The sequence below is a fragment of the Lichenicola cladoniae genome, from assembly GCF_013201075.1.
GTDB lineage: Bacteria > Pseudomonadota > Alphaproteobacteria > Acetobacterales > Acetobacteraceae > Lichenicola > Lichenicola cladoniae.
Map to the genome: position 1 here is coordinate 3,883,733 of NZ_CP053708.1, position 20,455 is coordinate 3,904,187.

General features: G+C 68.2%; 21 protein-coding genes. 16 read left to right on the top strand and 5 right to left on the bottom strand.

Going from position 1 to position 20,455, the window contains the following annotated elements:
* Window positions 1–10 precede the first annotated feature (10 nt).
* The gene (locus HN018_RS17555; protein ID WP_171832873.1) at window positions 11–1,654 is read left to right on the top strand and encodes a dihydroxyacetone kinase subunit DhaK; all 1,644 of its coding nucleotides are present in this window, start codon (window positions 11–13) and stop codon (window positions 1,652–1,654) included.
* A 514-nt stretch (window positions 1,655–2,168) separates the two neighbouring features.
* Window positions 2,169–3,449, top strand: a complete 1,281-nt coding sequence (locus tag HN018_RS17560) for a DEAD/DEAH box helicase (protein ID WP_171832872.1) — start codon at window positions 2,169–2,171, stop codon at window positions 3,447–3,449.
* 25 nt (window positions 3,450–3,474) lie between these two features.
* Here the strand turns inward: HN018_RS17560 and HN018_RS17565 are convergent, their stop codons facing one another.
* From HN018_RS17565 to HN018_RS17575, 3 genes are read right to left on the bottom strand one after another with little or no spacing between them, the layout of a single operon-like run.
* Window positions 3,475–3,876 carry a hypothetical protein gene (locus tag HN018_RS17565; RefSeq protein WP_171832871.1) on the bottom strand — a complete coding sequence of 134 codons (402 nt, stop codon included), beginning with the start codon at window positions 3,874–3,876 and terminating at the stop codon, window positions 3,475–3,477.
* A gap of 41 nt (window positions 3,877–3,917) precedes the next feature.
* Window positions 3,918–4,862, bottom strand: a complete 945-nt coding sequence (locus HN018_RS17570) for an alpha/beta hydrolase (RefSeq protein ID WP_171832870.1) — start codon at window positions 4,860–4,862, stop codon at window positions 3,918–3,920.
* A gap of 44 nt (window positions 4,863–4,906) precedes the next feature.
* Window positions 4,907–5,836, bottom strand: coding sequence for an ROK family protein (locus HN018_RS17575; protein ID WP_171832869.1), 930 nt, complete (start codon window positions 5,834–5,836; stop codon window positions 4,907–4,909).
* A 121-nt stretch (window positions 5,837–5,957) separates the two neighbouring features.
* On the opposite strand from HN018_RS17575, the gene HN018_RS17580 reads away from it, so the two are divergent.
* From HN018_RS17580 to HN018_RS17600, 5 genes are all read left to right on the top strand, one after another.
* Window positions 5,958–6,188, top strand: a complete 231-nt coding sequence (locus HN018_RS17580) for a sulfurtransferase TusA family protein (RefSeq protein ID WP_239479336.1) — start codon at window positions 5,958–5,960, stop codon at window positions 6,186–6,188.
* A 143-nt stretch (window positions 6,189–6,331) separates the two neighbouring features.
* Entirely contained in the window at window positions 6,332–6,562 is a 231-nt protein-coding gene (locus HN018_RS17585; protein WP_171832867.1) for an exodeoxyribonuclease VII small subunit, read from the top strand.
* 238 nt (window positions 6,563–6,800) lie between these two features.
* Window positions 6,801–7,637: a polyprenyl synthetase family protein gene (locus HN018_RS17590; RefSeq protein ID WP_171833477.1), complete on the top strand. Its 837-nt coding sequence runs from the start codon at window positions 6,801–6,803 to the stop codon at window positions 7,635–7,637.
* 34 nt (window positions 7,638–7,671) lie between these two features.
* Window positions 7,672–9,639, top strand: coding sequence for a 1-deoxy-D-xylulose-5-phosphate synthase (gene dxs, locus HN018_RS17595; RefSeq protein WP_172443489.1), 1,968 nt, complete (start codon window positions 7,672–7,674; stop codon window positions 9,637–9,639).
* 3 nt (window positions 9,640–9,642) lie between these two features.
* Window positions 9,643–10,377 carry a TlyA family RNA methyltransferase gene (locus HN018_RS17600; protein ID WP_171835224.1) on the top strand — a complete coding sequence of 245 codons (735 nt, stop codon included), beginning with the start codon at window positions 9,643–9,645 and terminating at the stop codon, window positions 10,375–10,377.
* Between the two features lie 3 nt (window positions 10,378–10,380).
* Here the strand turns inward: HN018_RS17600 and HN018_RS17605 are convergent, their stop codons facing one another.
* The gene (locus HN018_RS17605) at window positions 10,381–10,527 is read right to left on the bottom strand and encodes a peptide chain release factor 1 (RefSeq protein ID WP_171835225.1); all 147 of its coding nucleotides are present in this window, start codon (window positions 10,525–10,527) and stop codon (window positions 10,381–10,383) included.
* Window positions 10,528–10,708: 181 nt separating this feature from the next.
* On the opposite strand from HN018_RS17605, the gene rlmN reads away from it, so the two are divergent.
* From rlmN to HN018_RS17650, 9 genes are all read left to right on the top strand, one after another.
* On the top strand, window positions 10,709–11,911 hold the full coding sequence (gene rlmN / locus HN018_RS17610) for a 23S rRNA (adenine(2503)-C(2))-methyltransferase RlmN (protein WP_171835226.1): 1,203 nt from the start codon (window positions 10,709–10,711) through the stop codon (window positions 11,909–11,911).
* A gap of 67 nt (window positions 11,912–11,978) precedes the next feature.
* Window positions 11,979–12,431 (top strand): YjjA family protein, encoded by a 453-nt coding sequence (locus HN018_RS17615; protein ID WP_171835227.1) that lies wholly within the window; start codon window positions 11,979–11,981, stop codon window positions 12,429–12,431.
* An 87-nt stretch (window positions 12,432–12,518) separates the two neighbouring features.
* Window positions 12,519–14,006 carry a mannitol dehydrogenase family protein gene (locus HN018_RS17620; protein ID WP_171835228.1) on the top strand — a complete coding sequence of 496 codons (1,488 nt, stop codon included), beginning with the start codon at window positions 12,519–12,521 and terminating at the stop codon, window positions 14,004–14,006.
* 44 nt (window positions 14,007–14,050) lie between these two features.
* Entirely contained in the window at window positions 14,051–15,511 is a 1,461-nt protein-coding gene (xylB, locus tag HN018_RS17625; RefSeq protein WP_171835229.1) for a xylulokinase, read from the top strand.
* Between the two features lie 131 nt (window positions 15,512–15,642).
* Window positions 15,643–16,350: a complement resistance protein TraT gene (traT, locus tag HN018_RS17630; RefSeq protein ID WP_239479337.1), complete on the top strand. Its 708-nt coding sequence runs from the start codon at window positions 15,643–15,645 to the stop codon at window positions 16,348–16,350.
* Between the two features lie 126 nt (window positions 16,351–16,476).
* On the top strand, window positions 16,477–16,710 hold the full coding sequence (locus HN018_RS17635) for a hypothetical protein (protein WP_171835231.1): 234 nt from the start codon (window positions 16,477–16,479) through the stop codon (window positions 16,708–16,710).
* 14 nt (window positions 16,711–16,724) lie between these two features.
* Window positions 16,725–17,849, top strand: coding sequence for an acyl-CoA dehydrogenase family protein (locus tag HN018_RS17640; protein ID WP_171835232.1), 1,125 nt, complete (start codon window positions 16,725–16,727; stop codon window positions 17,847–17,849).
* The gene (locus tag HN018_RS17645; RefSeq protein WP_239478793.1) at window positions 17,846–18,574 is read left to right on the top strand and encodes a PIG-L deacetylase family protein; all 729 of its coding nucleotides are present in this window, start codon (window positions 17,846–17,848) and stop codon (window positions 18,572–18,574) included. The genes HN018_RS17640 and HN018_RS17645 overlap by 4 nt, the downstream gene beginning before the upstream one ends.
* Entirely contained in the window at window positions 18,571–19,158 is a 588-nt protein-coding gene (locus HN018_RS17650; protein ID WP_171835233.1) for a class I SAM-dependent DNA methyltransferase, read from the top strand. The genes HN018_RS17645 and HN018_RS17650 overlap by 4 nt, the downstream gene beginning before the upstream one ends.
* On the opposite strand, the gene HN018_RS17655 is transcribed toward HN018_RS17650, so the two are convergent.
* Window positions 19,106–20,332 (bottom strand): glycosyltransferase family A protein, encoded by a 1,227-nt coding sequence (locus HN018_RS17655; RefSeq protein WP_239478794.1) that lies wholly within the window; start codon window positions 20,330–20,332, stop codon window positions 19,106–19,108. The genes HN018_RS17650 and HN018_RS17655 overlap by 53 nt on opposite strands.
* Window positions 20,333–20,455: the final 123 nt, after the last annotated feature.

Consider the following 20,455-nt stretch of genomic DNA (forward strand, 5'->3'; position numbering starts at 1 on the left):
GGCAGCGCACATGAAGCGGTTCCTGAATTCTCGCGAGACACTGGTCGATCAGGCGATCGACGGCTTCCTGGCCTCGTCGGCCGGTGCCGGCCTGGCCAGGCTGGCAAGCGGTCCGGGGAGTCGGGTGGTGCTGGCACGCGAGCCGGACCGATCGCGTGTCGCGATCGTGTCGGGCGGCGGCTCCGGCCACGAACCCGCCCATGCCGGCTTCGTCGGGCCCGGGATGCTGGACGCCGCCATCTGCGGCGACATCTTCGCCTCGCCGCCGGTGGATGCGGTGCTCGCCGCCATCGTGGCTGTCACCGGCGAGGCCGGATGCCTGCTGGTGATCAAGAACTATACCGGCGACCGGCTCAATTTCGGACTGGCGGCGGAACAGGCGCGCGCCCTCGGGCTGCGGGTCGAGACGGTAACGGTCGCCGACGATATCGCCCTGCCCGATCAGGCCCGCCCGCGTGGGCTCGCCGGGACATTGTTCGTGCACCGGATCGCCGGCTTCATGGCGCAGCAGGGCCATGCGCTCGGCGAGATCGCCGCGGCGGCACGGGCGGTCGCTGCGGATACCGCGTCGATCGGCCTGTCGCTGTCGGATTGCGATGCCTACACCGATCGGGATGCCGGCACGTCGCGGCTGGGGCCCGACCAGTTCGAGCTGGGGCTCGGCATCCATGGCGAACCCGGCGCCGAGACGCTCCCGATGGAAAACGCCGATGCGCTAATGCAGCGCGCGGCGGCCCGGCTCGCGCAGGCGCTGCCGGACACCGATGCGCCGCTGGTCATGCTGTTGAACAACCTCGGCACGGTGCCGCCGATCGAGATGAACCTGTTGCTCGACGCGCTCCGGCGCACGCCGCTGGCGAGCCGGATCGAGCTGGTGATCGGGCCGGCGCCGATGATGACGGCGCTCGACATGAACGGCTTCTCGCTGTCGGTGCTGCCGCTGACGACCGATCGCAGGACGGCATTGCTGTCACCCTGCACGGTGGCGGCCTGGCCCGCGGCGCGTCTGTTCGCACCACCGGCCACGGTGCAGGCGCCGAAACTGCTCGACGCTCTGCAACACGAGGCGTCGAACGAACCGGTGCGGCGCAGTCTGATCCTGAACGCAGCCCGGCTCCTGGCGGGCATGGAAACCGAGATCAACGCGATCGACGCCCGCATCGGCGACGGGGATACCGGTTCCACCTTCACCCATGCCGCCCAGGTCATCGCCGGGGCGATCGACCGGCTGCCGTTGGCGGACGACGCAGCCCTGTTCGCGGCACTGGGCCGATTGCTCGCATCCAGCGCCGGCGGATCGAGCGGTGTGCTGCTGTCGATCATGTTCACCGCTGCCGCGACGGCGCAGGCGGATGATCCGCATTGGGCACGTGCGTTGCGCGCCGGCCTGGAGCGGATGAAGTCGCATGGTGGTGCCGGACCTGGCGACCGGACCATGATCGACGCGCTCGAACCGGCACTCGACGCGCTGCAGGGCGGTGCGGGGCTCGCCGAGGCGGCACAAGCCGCGCGGGACGGTGCGAACGCGACCCGACGCATGGGGCTGGCCGGGGCTGGACGGGCGAGCTACGTGCCGGAAGCCGCCTTGCGGGATGTGCCCGATCCGGGAGCGGAGACAATAGCCCGGCTGCTTGAAGGATTAGCCACCGCATAGCGCCTGACCGTGCCGGCGGTGGAATGCAGCGCCGAACCGGGTCTCGGGGTTGGATGCTAACGGCGCGAGATCGCCCGAGCGCTTGCTGATCCATGTGGCTTCAGACAACGCCCGCTTCCTGCGTCGGAAGCAGTTGCAGGCGTGGTCGAGCTCTAACCTATCCGGTGATTAAGGGACCTAAGATAAACAGCCACCGCCCACGTGCGGAGGTTCGGTCCTCAACGGGACGTCGAGGAGCGCGACCTCCTGGGTCAGCTCGGCGGAGCAGCTGCTTCGGGCAAGAGCCACGTCCGTTCCTGCACGCTGCCCGACCTCCGCTTAAGCGGCCCGCGCCGGCATTATGCGCGGCGGTGCCGCGCTTGGTCGGCGACGGGCACGAGTGGCGATACCGACCACACCCGCCAGCACTCATTCGCATTGACGCAGTGCAGCATTATTCGTAAATGGCTGCGCTCCGAACCAGCGAAGCCCGATCAGGCGCACCCTTTTTCAGCGCCGGAGGCGCCGCTCGACCATGTCCATGACGTTCGCCGATCTCGCCCTGGCGCCTGCCCTGCTGCGCGCACTCGCCGAGGAAGGATATGCCAACCCGACCCCCATCCAGGCTCAGTCGATCCCGATGCTGCTGGAAGGCCGCGACGTGCTCGGCATGGCCCAGACCGGTACAGGCAAGACCGCCGCCTTCGCTCTGCCGCTGCTGCACCGCCTGTCCGCGGATCCCCGGCCGGCGCCGAAGGGCGGTGCCCGGATCCTGGTGCTCGCGCCCACGCGTGAACTGGTCTCTCAGATCGCCGCCGGCTTCGAGACCTTCGGCCGCCATCTGCAGCTCAGCGTCACCACGATCTTCGGCGGCGTCAGCCAGTTCCACCAGGTCAATGCACTCAAGGCCGGGGTGGACATCATCGTCGCCGCACCGGGACGGTTGCTGGACCTGATCGACCAGGGTCTCTGCGACCTGTCGCAGCTCGAGGCGCTGGTGCTGGATGAGGCCGACCAGATGCTCGATATGGGTTTTGCCAGGCCGATCGAGCGGATCGTCGCGACGATGCCGAAGGACCGGCACACGCTGCTGTTCTCGGCAACGATGCCGAAATCGATCGCGCTTCTGGCCGAAAGCCTGCTGCGCGATCCGGCAAAGGTCGAGATCGCCCCGCCCTCGACCACCGTCGACCGGATCGAGCAGTCGGTCATGTTCATCGATGCGGCCGACAAGAAGGCGGCGCTGATCGAGCTGCTGCGAACCCCGGGAATCGGCCAGGGCGTGGTGTTCACGCTGCAGAAGAACATCGCCAACGACGTCTGCGCCTTCATCGTCGAGGCGGGGATCACCGCCGAGGCCCTGCATGGCAACAGGTCACAGGGCCAGCGAGAGCGCGCACTGGACGCCTTTCGCACCGGGACCGTGCAGGTGCTGGTAGCGACGGATATCGCGGCGCGCGGCATCGACGTCGACACGGTGACGCACGTGTTCAACCACGACCTGCCGAGCCTGCCGGAGAGCTATGTCCACCGCATCGGCCGCACCGGCCGCGCAGGGCGCAACGGCTTCGCAATCACGCTCTGCGATGTCGAGCAGCGCGCATGGCTGCATGACGTTGAGCGGGAAATCGGTCGCGCCCTCACCGTCCAGGCCGATCACCAGTGGCATTCGGAAGCGGCGCGGAACTCGACCATGCGCCCGCCCGTGCTGGGCGGCGGACCGGTCAAGCAGGTCAAGCCGCAGAAGCAGCGGGAGCACAAAGTCTGGACCGAGGAAGAGAAGCTCGCCGCACGGGCGGCAGCCATGGCGGCCTGATCAGGCGCTGCTGTCCTGGGGTCGCTCAGGCCCCGGTAAGACCACGCCCGACCAGGGCTAGAACACTCTCGTTGGTGGTATCGGCATCGGGATAACGCTCCAGATGCGCCTGCGCCTCGGCTTCGGTGATGCCGTGATCGACCATGAGCAGCGTCACCAGGCGCCAGTGATGCAGCCACAAATCGTTGACCAGCTTGCGGTTGCCGCTCTGGGGCGTCGCGGTGATCGCGCGGGCCTTCGCGGACAGCCAGGGACGATCGAAGGCGCGCATCGCGGACGGCGGAAACACGAACATCGCCCGGCCGGTGACCCGGAGCCGGCCGCAGTCCGGACAGTCAAAATCCGCATGCGATGGCTTCTCGTCGGGCAGCATGGCCTGGGCCCCGCAGATGAAGCAGGCGACTTGTATCGGGGCGATGGCGGGCACTGGTTGCTCTCGTTCGTGGGCCGGTAGCGGCAGCCCGGCGGTCAGCGTGGATGCAAGGCCCGGCGCAATGCGGCGCGGGACCGGTTGCGAGCAACGGCGGAGGTCCGCGACGTCGGCACCATGTCGAACCCGTGGAACGCACCCGGAAACACATGCAGCTCGGTGGGCACGCCGGCACGGACCAGGCGGCGCGCGTACTCGACGTCCTCGTCGATGAACAGGTCGAGCGCGCCGACCGAGATGAAGGCGGGCGGTAACCGCGACAGGTCCGCGGCGCGGGCAGGCGCCGCGTACGGCGAGGTGGTCGGCAGGCCAGGCTCGTGACCCAGCAGCGAGGCCCAGCCGAACCGGTTGAATTCCGGCGTCCAGACGAACTCGCCGGCGAATGGATGGGGTTCGCCAAGGGTGCCGGTGCGATCGTCCAGCATCGGGTAGATCAGGTGCTGGAACACGATCGGCACCTCGTCGCGATCGCGCGCCAGCAGGGCCAGGGCAGCGGCCAGGCCACCGCCGGCGCTCTCGCCGCCGACCGCGATGCGGGTGCGGTCGACACCGAGCGAACGGGCCTCCTCGAACAGGAACTTCAGCCCGGCATAGGCATCCTCGACCGGCCCCGGATGAGGTGTTTCCGGCGCGAGACGATACTCGACCGAGGCGATCACGCAGCCGAGCTCGGCGGCCAGCGACGCATGGGCCGCGTCCTGGCTACGGGCGGCACCGACTACGTAGCCGCCGCCATGCAGATGCAGCAGGGCCGGATGTAACGTATCCTCCTCGCCACCGTGCGGGGTGAAGACGCGCACCTCGATGGCCCCGATACGATGCACGACTAGCGCGGCCAGAGACGCATCATGCGGCGGAAGCACGTCGCCCATCTCCAGCATCTCCCGCCGGATCATCGGCAGGGTCTCGAGCGAGAACGATCTGGCCGGGAACATCTCGAGCCCGACCAGCAGTTCGGGATCGATCAGGTGGCGCGTCGTCATCCATGGATCCTTGTTCTGCCGTTCGGGGGCGTCATACTTCCGCTTCAGCTTCCGCTGGTGCGATAGGTGCGGTGGATGTCGCGCGGCCAGAGCCAAGCCGCGCCACGCACGCCGGAGCTGTCGCCATGCAGGTTCGGCAGGATCGGGGTCGTGCATTGCGGGCTGACGACGTGCCGCTGCAGCAGCGGCGGCACCTTGCTGTACAGGTGCTTCATGTTGGACAGGCCGCCGCCCAGCACGATCGCATGCGGGTCCAGGATATTGATGATCTGGGCGAGGCCCCGGGCCAGGCGCTCGGCATGGCGATCCAGTGCCGCGATCGCCTTCTGGTCGCCGGCCTCGGCGCGCTCGGGGATCTTGCTCGCATCCTGGTGGCCCGGGCCGTCGCAATCCATGGCCAGCGCCGATCCGCACAGATAGCGCTCGGTGCAACCGGTATTGCCGCAGAAGCAGGTGGGGCCGGGAACCTCGGAGAGGCTGGGCCAGGGCAGCGGCGTGTGTCCCCATTCGCCGGCGATGCTGTGCCGGCCGACCAGGACCCGCTCGTTGACGACGATGCCGCCGCCGACCCCGGTGCCGAGGATCACCCCGAACACGATCGAGTGCCCGGCACCGGCACCATCGACCGCCTCGGACAGCGCGAAGCAGTTGGCGTCGTTCTCGACGCGCACTTCGCGGGCCAGCGCCGCGGTCAGGTCGCGGGCGAACGGCCGGCCGTTCATCCAGGTCGAGTTGGCGTTCTTGACCAGTCCGGTATCCGGGCTGACAGCGCCGGGAATGCCGACGCCCACGGTCGCCTTGCCGCCCAACTCGAGTTCCGCGCCTTCGACCAGTTCGCGCACCGCATTGACCGCGCTCTCGTAGTCGCGGGGGTTGGGCACCCGACGCCGCAGCGTTTCCTTGCCGTCGTCCCCGAGCACCGCAATCTCGATCTTGGTTCCGCCGAAGTCGATCCCGACCCGAAAATCCGCCATGTCCGCCTCGCCACGCCTTCAGGTTCGCCGGTATGATGACGCGATGGACGACACTGCACAATCGGCCGGCCCATCCGCAGCTTCACCATCCACCGGCGCCCCGCGCCCCCCGGCGCCCGAGCTGTTGCTCGACGTGAAGGGGTTGAGCTGCCCGTTGCCGGTGCTGCGGGCCAACCGGATGCTGCGCGGCATGCCGGAAGGATCCAGGCTCCGCGTGCTGGCGACCGATCGGGCGGCGGTGCAGGATTTCCATGCGTTCTGTCGCGAGACCGGTCACGCACTCGTCGCTTTCGGCGAGGAAGCGGGGGTGCTGAGTTTCACGATCCGCCGCCGGTCCGACCCGCCGGCCTGACCTGGCCGATCCGCGGGTGAGGGTCGGGTTTGCGGAGAGAAGCCTTCCACCCGGCCGGGGTTGGCGTTACTCCGTCGCCATCATGCGGATCTCGCCCGCCCTGTTTTTGCCCCTACCGTCACAATGCACGCCCCGGAGCCAGGATGTCTGACAGTCTGTCGTCGCTCTCCTTCGAGGACGCATTGAGCGAATTGGAAAAGATCGTGCGCGGGCTCGAGGGCGGCCAGCAGAAGCTGGAGGACGCGATCGCTTCCTACGAACGGGGCGCCGCCCTGCGCCGGCATTGCGAGACCAAGCTGGGCGAGGCGGAAGCCAGGGTGCAGGCGATCGTCGAGCGGGCGGACGGCACGCTGGCGATGCAGAAGCTGGATTGAAGCCGACATGAACGAACTGACTCCCACCGGCATCCCGTCCGGTTTGGCAGGTTCGAACCCGGCTCCCGGCGCGATCGGGCAGCATGGGTCCGCCGATATCGGGGCGGCCGAGACGTCCGGTGGGATTCCTTCCGGCCCGGCTGATGCGCCGCATGTGCATGCGGAGTCGCACGCCGGCGTCGTTGCGGCGTCCGCACTGAGGACCTCGCTTGCAAGCCGCGCGACCGCGATCGAGCGGATGCTGGGGGCCCTCATGCCGTCGGTCGAGGGCGGAGAGGCCAGGCTGATCGAGGCCATGCGCTATGCGACACTGGGCGGCGGCAAGCGGCTCCGCGGGTTCCTGGTGATGGAAGTGGCCGCACTCTTCGATGCCGAACCGGAGGGTGCGCTCCGCGCTGCGGCCTCGGCCGAAATGCTGCACGCCTACTCGCTGGTGCATGACGACCTGCCGGCGATGGACGATGACGACCTGCGTCGCGGCCAGCCCTCGACGCATATCAAGTTCGACGAGGCGACCGCGATCCTGGCCGGCGATGCGCTGCAGACGCTGGCCTTCGCGACCATCGCAGACCCTGCGACCCATCCCGACGCCGAGGCGCGGATCGCGCTGGTGGTGGCGCTGGCCGATGCGTCCGGCGCGGCCGGAATGGTCGGCGGGCAGATGATCGACATGGAAGGCGAAGGCCATGCATTGCCGCTTGCAGCGATCGAGCGGCTGCACGCGCTGAAGACCGGTCGGCTGATTCGCTACAGCGCGGAAGCCGGCGCGATCCTGGGCCGTGCCGGGCCCGAGGTCCGCGACCGGGTCGCCGCCTATGGCCGGGATCTGGGCGCGGCATTCCAGGTCGCCGACGACGTTCTGGATGCGACGGCAAGCGCCGAGGAACTCGGAAAGACGGCTGGCAAGGATGCCGAGGCAGGCAAATCGACGTTCGTGGCGTTGCTCGGTATCGATGGCGCCCGTGCCGAAGCGGAGCGGCTGGCGCGACAGGCTACCAAGGCACTCGCCGGCTTCGGAGCGGAAGCGGATGGGTTGCGGGCGCTCGCGCGTTACGTGGTCGAGCGTCGGAATTGAGCCGGGATCCCGGACCAGTAGTGAGATCAGCGCGATGAACCCTGGCAAATACCCCCTCCTCGACCGTGTTCGGTCACCGCGCGACCTGCGCAACCTGTCGATCGAGCAGTTGCGGCAGGTGGCGGATGAGCTGCGTGGGGAGACGCTGGACACGGTGTCGACCACCGGCGGGCACCTGGGCGCCTCGCTCGGCGTGGTCGAGCTGACGGTGGCGCTGCATGCGGTGTTCGACACCCCCGACGACCGGCTGATCTGGGATGTCGGCCACCAGACCTATCCGCACAAGATCCTGACCGAGCGGCGCGAGCGCATCCGCACCCTGCGCCAGCCCGGCGGCCTGTCCGGCTTCACCCGGCGCTCCGAGAGCGCCTACGACCCGTTCGGTGCGGCGCACTCGTCGACCTCGATCTCGGCCGGCCTCGGCATGGCGGTGGCGCACGACATCCTGGAGAGCCAGGGCCGCGCCACGGTGCGCGACCGCCATGTGATCGCGGTGATCGGCGACGGCGCCATCTCGGCCGGCATGGCCTACGAGGCGATGAACAATGCCGGCTCGTCCAAGGCCCGGCTGATCGTGGTGCTGAACGACAACGAGATGTCGATCGCCCCGCCGGTCGGCGCGATGTCGGCCTACCTGTCGCGGCTGATGTCGAGCCAGAAGTTCCTCAGCCTGCGCGACCTCGCCGGCAAGGTGGCCAGGCGGCTGCCCAGCGGCATCGAGCGCACCGCCAAGCGGGCGGACGAGTATGCGCGTGGCCTGCTGACCGGCGGCACGTTGTTCGAGGAGCTGGGCTTCTACTATATCGGCCCGATCGACGGCCATAACCTCGACCACCTGATGCCGGTGCTGCGCAACCTGCGCGATGCCGACGAGGCCGGCCCGGTGCTGCTGCACGTGATCACCCAGAAGGGTCGCGGCTACGCGCCCGCCGAGGCGTCCGGCGACAAGTATCACGCGGTCGCCAAGTTCAACGTGGTCACCGGCGAGCAGGCCAAGACGCCGCCGGGGCCGCCGACCTTCACCGCGGTGTTCGGCCGCGAGCTGACCGCGTGCGCCGGCGACGACGAGAGCATCGTGGCGATCACCGCCGCGATGCCGTCCGGCACCGGGCTGGACGCATTCGCCAAGGCCTATCCGGACCGGTTCTTCGATGTCGGCATCGCCGAGCAGCATGCGGTGACCTTTGCCGCCGGCATGGCGACCGAGGGCCTGCGTCCGTTCGTGGCGATCTACTCGACCTTCCTGCAGCGCGCCTACGACCAGGTGGTGCACGACGTGGTGCTGCAGAACCTGCCGGTTCGGTTCGCGATCGACCGGGCCGGGCTGGTCGGCGCTGACGGCGCCACGCACGCCGGTGCGTTCGACCTGAACTATCTCGGCTGCCTGCCGGGCATGACCATCATGGCGCCGTCCGACGAGATCGAGCTGCTGCACATGACCGCGACGGCGGCGGCATTCGATGCCGGTCCGATCGCGCTGCGCTACCCGCGCGGCAACGGGCTCGGGCTGCAGGCGCTGCCGGCACGCGGCAGCCTCCTGGAGATCGGGCGTGGGCGCATCGTGCGCGAGGCCGGACGCCAGCAGGGCCGCGAGCAGGGCGGCATCGCGCTGCTCAGCCTGGGCTCGCGCCTCGGCGAGACGCTCAAGGCCGCGGACGAGCTGGCCGCACGCGGGCTGCCGCCGACGGTGGTGGATGCGCGCTTCGCCAAGCCGATCGACACCGCGCTGATCGAGCAGCTGGCCCGCAACCACGCGGTGCTGATCACCATCGAGGAAGGGGCTGCCGGCGGCTTCGGGTCGATCGTGATGCACCACCTGGCGCTCACCGGCCTGCTCGACCACGTCAAGGTCCGGCCGCTGACACTGCCGGACCGCTTCATCGACCACGATACCCCCGCCGCACAGATCATCCACGCCGGATTGTCCGCCAGCCACATCGTCCAGACCGCACTCCAGGCCCTCGGTGCGCCGGAGACGATCGGAGTTTCAGGTCTCGCCTGATCGATGAAAACGCGTGCGGATCAGCTGCTGGTCGATCGCGGACTGGTCGAGAGCCGCGTACGAGCCCAGGCGCTGATCCTGGCCGGACTGGTGTTCACCGGCGAGATGCGCGTGGCCAAGGCGGGTGACATGCTGGCGGAGGATGCGCCGCTCGGCGTGCGTGGGCAGGAGCACCCGTGGGTATCGCGGGGCGGGCTGAAGCTGGACCATGCGATCACCCATTTCGGCCTGTCGCCGGCCGAGCGCATATGTCTCGATATCGGTGCCTCGACCGGCGGCTTCACCGACGTCCTGCTGACGCATGGCGCGAGCCGGGTGCATGCGGTGGATGTCGGGCACGGTCAGTTGGCATGGAAGCTGCGCAGCGATCCGCGGGTGGTCGTGCACGAGAAGGTCAACGCCCGGACGTTGACTGCGGACATCGTGCCGGACCCGATCGGGGTGCTGGTGTGCGACGCCAGCTTCATCGGACTGCGGACGGTCCTGCCCGCTTCACTCGAACTCTGTATGCCCGGAGCCTGGGCGGTCGCGTTGATCAAGCCGCAGTTCGAAGCTGAACGTGGGCAGGTCGGCGCAAAAGGCGTCGTGCGGGACCCGGCCATTCATGACCAAGTCTGCGCGATGATCCGGGACTGGTGGGCGGCCTGGCCGGGCTGGACCGTGATCGGCATCGAGCCGAGCCCGATCACCGGTCCGGAAGGAAACCGCGAGTTCCTGATCGCCGCCCGGAAATCCTGAACTTCAGGTCGCGTGGGTCTGGAGCGGCAAATCGTGGTAAGAGACCTCCGCAAGCAGATCCCAGATACGGGATGGCTCGGTCTCGATGTCCAAATCGTTGAGCAGGTGATCGAGCTCATCCAGCTTGGCGTTGTATTCCAGTTCATCCATGCCGAACCTCCCTACCCGAACCCATGACACCAAGCTTGTAGAACGTGGCGCTAATGCGACAGTTGGCTCCTAATGATCCTGCACCCCGTGATTCTACTCGGAAGTTGATCAACAAGTACCTGGTGCTTGTCCCGCAATGCGCTCCCGCCCAGATGGCATCGATGTTCAGGCCCAGTCACATATGAGTTTCGTCGCTCCGACCATCACTCGCATCTCGCACGATGCGCATGACCTTTCCGAAGCCGAGCGCGATCGGATCATGGCCAAGGCTGCCCTGTTCGCGCCGCCGCCGGCGGTGCTGCCGGACGGTCGCCGCGAGATCGTCGGGCTGTCGCGCGAGGAGCTGACCGAGGCGCTGGTCGAGATCGGCGAGAAGCCTTTCCGCACCAAGCAGATATGGCACTGGGTCTATCATCAGGGCGTGACCGACTTTGCCCTGATGAGCTCGCTGTCCAGGCCGCTGCAGCAGAAGATGGCCGAGCGGTTCGTGATCGGCCGGCCGGAAGCGGCCGTCGTGCAGACCAGCACCGACGACACCCGCAAGTTCCTGTTCCGCTTCCGCGACGGGCAGGAGGCGGAGACCGTCTATATTCCGGATCGCCGCGAGGACCGGGGCGCCGTCTGCATCTCGAGCCAGGTCGGCTGCACCCTGTCGTGCCGGTTCTGCCATACCGGCACCCAGAAGCTCGCCCGCAACCTCGGGGTCGCCGAGATCGTCGGCCAGTTCATGGCGGCGCGGGACAGCTACAACGAGTGGCCCAGCCCTCAGGGCGACACCCCTCGCCTGCTCTCGACGATCGTGCTGATGGGCATGGGCGAGCCGCTCTATAACTACGAGAACGTGGCCAAGGCGATGCGGATCGTCATGGACAACGAGGGCATCGCCCTGTCGCGCCGGCGCATCACCCTGTCCACGTCCGGCGTGGTGCCGATGATGGACCGGTGCGGCCAGGAACTCGGGATCAACCTCGCGGTCAGCCTGCACGCCGTGCGCGACGAGTTGCGCGACGAGATCGTGCCGCTGAACCGGAAATATCCGATCGCCGAACTGATCGCCGCCTGCCGGCGCTACCCGGCGGCGAGCAACGCGCGCCGGATCACCTTCGAGTACGTCATGCTGCGCGGCGTGAACGACAGCGAGGCGGAGGCGCACGAGCTGGTCCGGCTGATCGCCGGGATCCCGGCCAAGGTGAACCTGATCCCGTTCAATCCGTGGCCGGGCAGCCAGTACGAGCCGTCGACCCGGCAGCAGCTCATGAAGTTCGCCCAGATCGTGACGGATGCGGGGTTCGCATCGCCGATCCGGATGCCGCGTGGCCAGGACATCCTGGCTGCCTGCGGACAGCTGCGCACCGAGAGCAAGCGGGAACGGCCCGCGGCCTGACGCTCCGGACAATCGACCGGGCCCTGCCTCCGGGTGTTAGATCACCCGGTATTCAGGAGATCCCGGCATGATTCGTTCATCGACCGTTGCTGCCGCCAGCTTTTGCACCGTTCTCGCCCTCGCCGTGAACGCGCACGCCCAGACCCTGCCGTCGATGCCCTCGATCCATTCGATCCCGTCACTGGGCGGCTCGGGCGGGAGCATGTCAAACATGAGCGGCGGCGTCGGCGGGCTGCTGGGCAACGCAATGCCGTCGGTCTCTTCCGCGCCGACCGGCAATGTCGCCGGCGTGCTCAGCTACTGCGTGCAGAACAACTACGTCCAGGGTGCCGGTGCGACAACCGCACTGAGCGCGCTCTCCGGCCGAAGCGGCGTGGCATCCTCTCCCGCGTACACCCAGGGCCAGCAGGGCATGCTGCAGACCGGAAGCGGAAATACGCTGTCGATGAGCGGCATGAAGGACCAGATGCGCACCAAGCTGTGCAGCATGGTGCTGAACCGGGCGAAGTCCTCGCTGTAGCCCGAGCGGCCCGGGGGCCGACAGGGGGTATTGACGGGCGCTCCGTGGTGACGCTGGCTAGGGAAAACCAAGAGGAACGGCCGGATCATGAGTGCCATCGACCTGAAGCGCACCACCCTGAGCAGCCTTCCGGACACCATCCTCCGGCCCGGCTACGATCCGGCGGCGGTGACGCCGGGCATCGTGCATCTCGGGCTGGGCGGCTTCCACCGCGCCCACATGGCCCGGTACATCGACGAACTGATCGGCAAGCGTGCGGACCAGTCGGAATGGGGCATCGCCGGCGCCATCCTGATGCCGGGCGACCGCCGGATGGCCGACAGCCTGATCCCGCAGGACGGGCTCTACACGCTGGTCGAGCGGACCGCGGAGACCGAGACGGTCCGGGTGATCGGCTCGATCGTGCGGGTGCTGTTCACCGCCGAGGACAGCGACGCGCTGCTGGCGCAGATCGACCAGCCCGGCGTGCGGATTGTGAGCCTGACAGTCACCGAGCACGGCTATTGCCTGAACCGGTCGACCAAGGTCCTGGACCCGGAGCATCCGCAGATCGTCCGCGATCTGGCCGACCCGACCCATCCGCACAGCGCCCCGGCGATCATCGTCGAGGCGTATCGTCGCCGCCGCGATGCGGGCGCTCCGGCCTTCACGGCGTTGAGCTGCGACAACATCCAGCATAACGGCAACGTGCTGCGGGAAGCGGTGCTGAGCTTCGCGCGGCTGCGCGAGCCGGCACTGGCCGACTGGATCAATGCCAATGCGAGCTTCCCCAACACCATGGTCGACCGCATCACGCCGGTCACCAAGCAGGCGGATATCGACGACCTGCGCGAGCGCTACGGCATCGCCGATCGCTGGCCGGTGTTCTGCGAGGGCTTCACCCAGTGGGTGGTCGAGGACCGGTTCGTGCAGGGCCGTCCGGCGCTGGAGGATGTCGGCGCGCAGTTCGTCGAGGACGTGACCCCGTACGAGTTCATGAAGCTGCGGCTGCTGAACGGCAGCCACCTGGCGGTCGCCGGGCTCGGACGCCTCATCGGGACCGCCGACACCACGATCGACGAGGCACTCGCCAGCCCGATCATGCAGCACTACATGGCAGCCCTGATGGACCGGGAGACCGGACCCACGCTGCGCCCGGTGCCGGGGATCGAGCTCGACGACTACAAGCAGGAGCTGGTCGAGCGGTTCGCCAACCCGGGCATCAGGGATACCGTCGAGCGGGTCAACACCGACGCGCCACTGAACGTCCTGGTCGACCCGATCCGCGACCGGCTGGCCGCCGGCGAGTCGATCGACTTGCTGGCCCTGGCGCTGGCGGCCTGGATCCGGCGGATCCGGGGCGACGACGAGCAGGGCCAGCCGATCGAGATCAGGCACCCGCTGGCCGAGGTGCTGAAGGCGAAGGCTGCCGAGGGCGGTGCCGATCCACGGCCGGTGCTCGGCATCCGCCAGCTGTTCGGCGAGCTCGGCGACGACCCGGTGCTGATCGACAGGACCGGACACTGGCTTGCCAGCCTTTACGAAGTGGGTGCCAAGCGGACACTCGAACACGCGGCCGCCACCCTCTCCTTCTGACCAACCGCCGGGTTCCCTGAACTCGCACTCCGATTAGGCACGACATGTATCTCGGCATCGATTTCGGTACCTCCTCGGTCAAGGCCCTGCTGGTCGACGGGGAGCAGCACATCGTGGGCAGCGCATCGGTGTCGCTGGAGGTGCAGCGGCCGGCGCCGGGGCACAGCGAGCAGGAACCGGACGCCTGGTGGCAGGCGATGCTGTCGGCGGTCGACCGTCTGGCCGCCGATCATCCGGCCGGACTGGCGGCGGTCCGGGCCATCGGGCTGTCCGGGCAGATGCACGGGGCAGTGCTGCTCGATGCAGCGGGCACGGTGCTGCGTCCGGCCATCCTGTGGAACGACACCCGCTCGACCGCGGAATGCGTCGAGCTGGAGGCGAGCTTCCCCGAGCTTCGGGCTGTCACCGGCAATCCCGCGATGCCGGGCTTCACCGCGCCGAAGCTGCTGTGGGTCGCCAAGCACGAGCCCGAAATCTTCGCACGCACGGCGACGGTGCTGCTGCCGAAGGCCTGGATCCGCTACCGGCTGACCGGCGAGATGATCGAGGAGATGTCCGACGCGGCGGGCACGCTGTGGCTCGATGTCGGCAAGCGCGACTGGTCCGATGCGGCGCTGGCGGCAACCGGGCTGACACGCGCGTCGATGCCGCGGCTGGTCGAGGGCAGTGCGCCGGCGGGACGGATGCATGCGGACCTGGCCACCCGCTGGGGCATGCGCCAGCCGCCGATCCTGGCAGGCGGCGCCGGCGACAATGCGGCGGGTGCGGTCGGGCTGGGCGCCATCGAGCCGGGCAGCGCGTTCGTCTCGCTCGGCACATCCGGCGTGCTGTTCGTGACCACGGACCGGTTCCTGCCCAATCCGGACGCAGCGGTGCATGCCTTCTGCCATGCCCTGCCCGGGCTCTGGCACCAGATGGGCGTGACCCTGTCGGCTGCGGCCTCGCTGGCGTGGTGGGCTTCGGTGACCGGACGGGACGAGGCGACGCTGCTGGCAGAGCTCGAGCATGAAACCGCCAGGGCCCCGATCGGGGAGGGTCCGATCTTCCTGCCCTACCTGTCCGGCGAGCGGACGCCGCACAATGACGGTGCCGTGCGTGGCAGCTTCGCACGCCTGTCGCAGGACAGCGACCGTGCCTCGATGACGCGTGCGGTGCTGGAAGGCGTCGCCTATTCGATGCGCGACTGCCTCGATGCGCTGATCGCGTCCGGCACCCAGGTTACCGAAGCCGACGTGATCGGAGGCGGCTCGCGGTCGGGCGCGTGGATCGCCATCCTGGCATCGGTGCTGGAGATGCCGCTGCACCGGCTCGAATCCGGCGAGCATGGCGGCGCGTTCGGGGCGGCGCGTCTGGCCCGGCTCGCCGACACCGGCGAGGACCCTGCACTCGTCTGCACGCCGCCGAGGCGGGTGGAGACGTTCCTGCCCGACCCGGCGGCGACCAAGGCCTACGCCGCCGGCCTCGCCCGCTATCGCGCCCTGTATCCGGCTCTCGCGCGCCTGTAGGTCCGAGCATCACATCATCCGACGACGGCCTCGGCCGCCGTCGGACGGGCCCGTTGTCGGGTCCTCAACTCTCACAGGCGGATAAGGAACCGATTACCGGCCGTAGTGCGACGATCGCCTCGTTGCTGGCGGTGTCGGCATCGTCCGGCTGCGCCGGCACGGACGCGCTGGTCAATCAGGCGGACCTTACCGTCCATACGCATATGTCCGAGACTGTTTCTCTCGATCCGGTCGGCGTGAACCACAAAGCCATCTACATGGGCTTCAGGAACACGTCCGACTATCCCGATATCGATATTTGCGTGGCGCTGGCAGCCGGGTTGGCCAACCGGATTTATCGTATCGTGAGCGATCTGAACGAGGCCGACTACATGCTGCAGGGCAACGTGCTTCAGGCCGGCAAGCTGGAAAAGAACCAGGAAGCCGCCCTGCTCGGCGGTGGGTTAGGCCAGCAGCTTCTCCGGGGCGCATTGGCAGGTGGACTGGCCGGCGGCCTCACCAACGGCACCGGGACCGGCCTCGCGCTGACGGTCGATCTGCAGCTTTCCGAGCGGCCTCTGCACGGTGCACGGGTTTACAAGCACGCGTTTTTCCATGGCCATGCCAACCACCAGTCTCAGGTGGCGGTTACCGATGCGACCGCACAAACATATGGCGAAGCGGATTCTCAATCGATGAGTAGTTCCGGCCGCACGAAGGACGTCGATAAGACCACGAATTTCAAGAAATACAATATCCGGGATGTCGCATATGCCGACAACGTCAATCTCAAGATGGAGGAAGCGATGCCGATGCTGAGTCAGCATCAGGCCTCGAGCTTCGCCAACCTGTTCGAATAGCAGGCAGCCGGAAACTGTGCGGGGACGAGACGTGTCATGCGGCTCGTCTTCCGACGCAACATTGAACCGGCTTCACGCAACCCGATGCCAGTTCGCGGCGTCCACTCGGTGACAGGGAGAGCCGCCATGACCGCTTCATCGAACCAGACTACGGGCAACGTGCCGGTCGAGGGAATCGACCCGGGCGGCACGCACGGGGCGCCGAAGGGTGACGCGACCAAGAAGGGCAAGTCGGACCTCTCGAATGCGCGCCCGGACGTGCAGAGCGGCGAAGAGAACGACGATCCCAAGCGGACCACCGGCACCGACACCGCGGGCGCCGACTGGGCCGGGTCACGCCCACCGCCGGGCAAGGGCTGACGATCCCGGCCTCGATGTTCGACGCTGTGCCGGCGACTGCGCTGGTCGAAGTCGTTGCAGGTCATTTCGACGCGCTCGACGCGGAGGCCGCACGGCTCGATCGGGACGGTGGTTTTCCCGATGAGGGTTTCGGGCTGCTCCGCGCGGCCGGCGCGCTGCTGGCTCCACTGCCGCGGCACGTGGGCGGCCAGGGGATCGGCACGGAACCGGCTGGCGGCCTGGCACTGCTGTCGCTGCTGCGCACAATCGGGCGTGCGAGCCTGTCGCTTGGGCGATTGTACGAAGGGCACGTCAACGCGCTCAAGCTTATCGTTCATTACGGTACCGATGCGCAGGTCGCGACGGCCGCGGACGATGTGCGCGACGGACATGTCTTCGGCATCTGGGTGACCGAGGGGCCCGACCCGGTTCGCCTGATCGGAACCGGAGCGACATCACATCTCGCCGGCGAGAAGCTGTTCGCGTCCGGAGCCTGCGTGTTGACCCGACCGCTGATCACGGCCCAGCCGGCGGACGGTCCGCCGCGCATGGTGGTGGCGCGGCTGGGCAGCGATCGGAACGCGAGCCCGACCGTCGGGGGGCTGACCGGCATGCGTGGAGCGGCGACCGGACGATGCGACTTCACCGGCATGCCGATCGTGCCGGAACAACGTGTCGGCGCGCCGGGGGATTATCTGCGGCAGCCGGAGTTCTCGGCCGGGGCCTGGCGGGGAATCGCGGTGGCGCTGGGCGGGATCGATCGGCTGGTGGATACGATCCGTGACCAGCTCGCGAGGCGTGGACGCGCCGGCAATCCGCACCAGGCGGTCCGGATCGGCGAGGCGCTGATCGCGCGCGAGACCGCGTCGATGTGGGCGCGGCGGGCGGCGCTGCTCGCTGAAGGCGGCATGTTCGAGCCGGGTGATGTCGCGGCGACGGTCAACCTGGCCCGCATTGCCTGCGAACAGGCCGGACTCACGGTGATCCAGCTGACGCAGCGGGCACTGGGGCTGCAAGGGTTCCTGCAGACCAACCAGGCGGAACGGGTGATGCGCGACCTGGCGACGTATCTGCGCCAGCCGGCGCCGGACGAAACCCTGGTGGAGGCCGCGATGTGGTTTACCGGTCGCGACCTGCCGGACCCGGAGCGGCGGCCGTGAAGGCCGGCGAAGCGCAGGCGATTTTCCGGGGGCTGCCGATGGGCCTGCTGGACGAGATCGTGCCGGGAACCGCGATGATCCTGGCCCCGCACGCCGACGATGAAAGCCTGGGCTGCGGGGGGCTGATCGCCGCCAGTTGCGCAGCGGGCCGGCCGCCGCTGGTGGTGATCGTGACCGACGGCGCCGGTTCCCACCCCGGCTCACCGACCTGGACGGCGGCGCGTCTGCGAGCGCGGCGCGAGGCCGAGGCCGAGGCAGCCACCTGTCATCTCGGCCTGCCCCCGGCGCGGCTGGCATTCCTGCGGCTGCCGGATACACGGAGCCCGCATGCGGGTGCCGGGTTCGAAACGGCGGTGGAGACGCTGTCCAGCCTGGCCGGCGAGCATGGCTGCGACACCATCCTGGCGCCGTGGTCGCACGACCCGCATTGCGACCACGAGTCCGTCTGGAAGATGGGGCTCGCCTTGTCGCGGCGCGAGCAGATGCGGCTTCTCGCCTACCCGGTCTGGGGCTGGCTGCTGGCACCGGAGATCGAGCTCGATACCGGCGTATTGACCGGGTGGCGGTTCGACGTGACCCCGTTCCAGTCGCGCAAGGCGCTGGCGATCCAGGCGCATGAAAGCCAGTACGGCGAGCTGATCGCCGATGATCCAAACGGCTTCCGCCTGCCGAACGAACTGCTTGAGGTATTCGCGTCCCCCTACGAGGTGTTCCTCGGGCCATGAGTGACAAGAGCTGGTCCGGTGATGTGTTCGACAGGCTGTATGCGGGCAATCCGGATCCGTGGAATTTCGAGACCAGCGACTACGAGCGCGCGAAATATGCCGAGACTTTGGGAGCGCTCGATGGCCGCCGCTTTGGCCAGGTGCTGGAGCTGGGTTGCTCGATCGGAGTGATGACCGCCTTCCTCGCGGAACGGGCCGAACGCGTCATCGGCGTCGATATCGCCGAGGCGGCACTGAAGCGTGCACGCACCCGCTGTGCGGCATTCGAGCATGTGAGCTTCCAGCGCTGCAGCCTGCCCAGCGAGTTTCCCGATGTCGGCGCCGGGTCCTGCGACGCGGTGCTGGTCTCCGAATTGCTCTATTTCCTGTCGCCTGCCGACAATGCCGAACTGGCTGCCAGCGTGCTGCGTATCCTGGCACCCGGCGGCATCGTGGTCCTGGTGAACTGGACCGGCGAGACCAACACCCCATGCACCGGCGATCAGGCGGCGGCGCTGTTCATCGGCGCGTGCGAGGCTGCCGCCATGATCGTCAGCCTGGCGGCACGACGAGATGGATACCGGCTGGACCGGCTGGGCGGCTGAACGGCACCGACGATCGCACAGGTTCATCCACCCGGGCGCGTGCAGGAACATGGTGGTCCTGGCGGCACAGGGCATGGACGATTCGTTCCGCCGCCTCATGGTGACGAGCCAGATCGGCGCGTGGGACGGGCCTGCGGATCAGGAGAGGGCTCTCAGCTTCAAGCCTGGCCCAGGCTGCACCGAAGAACGGCTCTTCGAGCCATCGCGCGATCAGCTCTGGCGGGAGCCCGACCTGTTTCGCGAGGGCCATGCATGAAGACCCGCTGACGGATCTTGCGCTGGCAATACCCGCCATCCCGGCGCGATGCCGCGAACCGAACAAGGCATGCAGCGTGGCACGTGCCTTCGCCCGGCGCAGGCAGTCGACGGCAGGCTCGAGATTATCGTCCAGCGCCTCGTCCTGGCGGATGATCCGCCGCGCCATGGTTTCCGCCATGCCTCCCGGCGCGCGGCCAAGAGTGCGGCCGGACACCGTTACCACGACGCCAGCCGCATGGCGGATCGGCACGTCGACCTGCCGCAGTGCTTTCAGAAAGCCGCGATCCTCGCCGGACGCGAGGCCGGGGACCCCGCCGGCCCTGGCCCAGGCATCCACGGTGACGGCGATACTGGCGCCGGAATGCTCGGTATGGCGTGGCCATGGATCGTTCGGATCGGGGTCCACCAGGTCGTGAATCCGGTCGAGCAAGGTGCCATAGGCAACCTCGGCGGCATCGTCTGCGTGTAGATGATCGGGGATCGCGCGGGCCTCGACCGGGTCGATCTCGGCCCGGCCGCAGACCGCTTCGGCGCCGAGCGCCATCGCGGCGAGGTTCGCGGACAACCAGTTCGGTGTGACCCGGCCATCGGCATCGCTGGTGAACAGGATGCCGTCCGGGCCGGCAATCCCAGCCGCGAGTGACATCGCCTCTCGCCGCGCAGTACCCGCATGGGCATTGGCCGCTGGATAACTCCGTTCCGCGCAGGTGACCCCGAACGGGAGGGTCGGTGCCGCCGCGCGGACGATGGCAGCGGTGTGGTCGGTGCAGTTGTTGAGCAGGAGCACGACATGGTCGAGGCAGGCATCCTGCTGCGCGGCAAGCGCCTGCAGGCAGTCGGCGATGCGGTCCTCCTCGTCGCGGACCGGGATGGCTGCAACCAGCACCGGCATCGAAGCAAGGACATGATCTCGCACGTGTTGCCGCCCCGGATTTGTGAATACGGTCAAGCAACATCGGCGTGCCGTGGTTGCACCCGCGCTGCCTGACGTTTTCTTGTCCGATCGCGCCGCCGCTTCTCCGGTGGCATACCCGGTGCT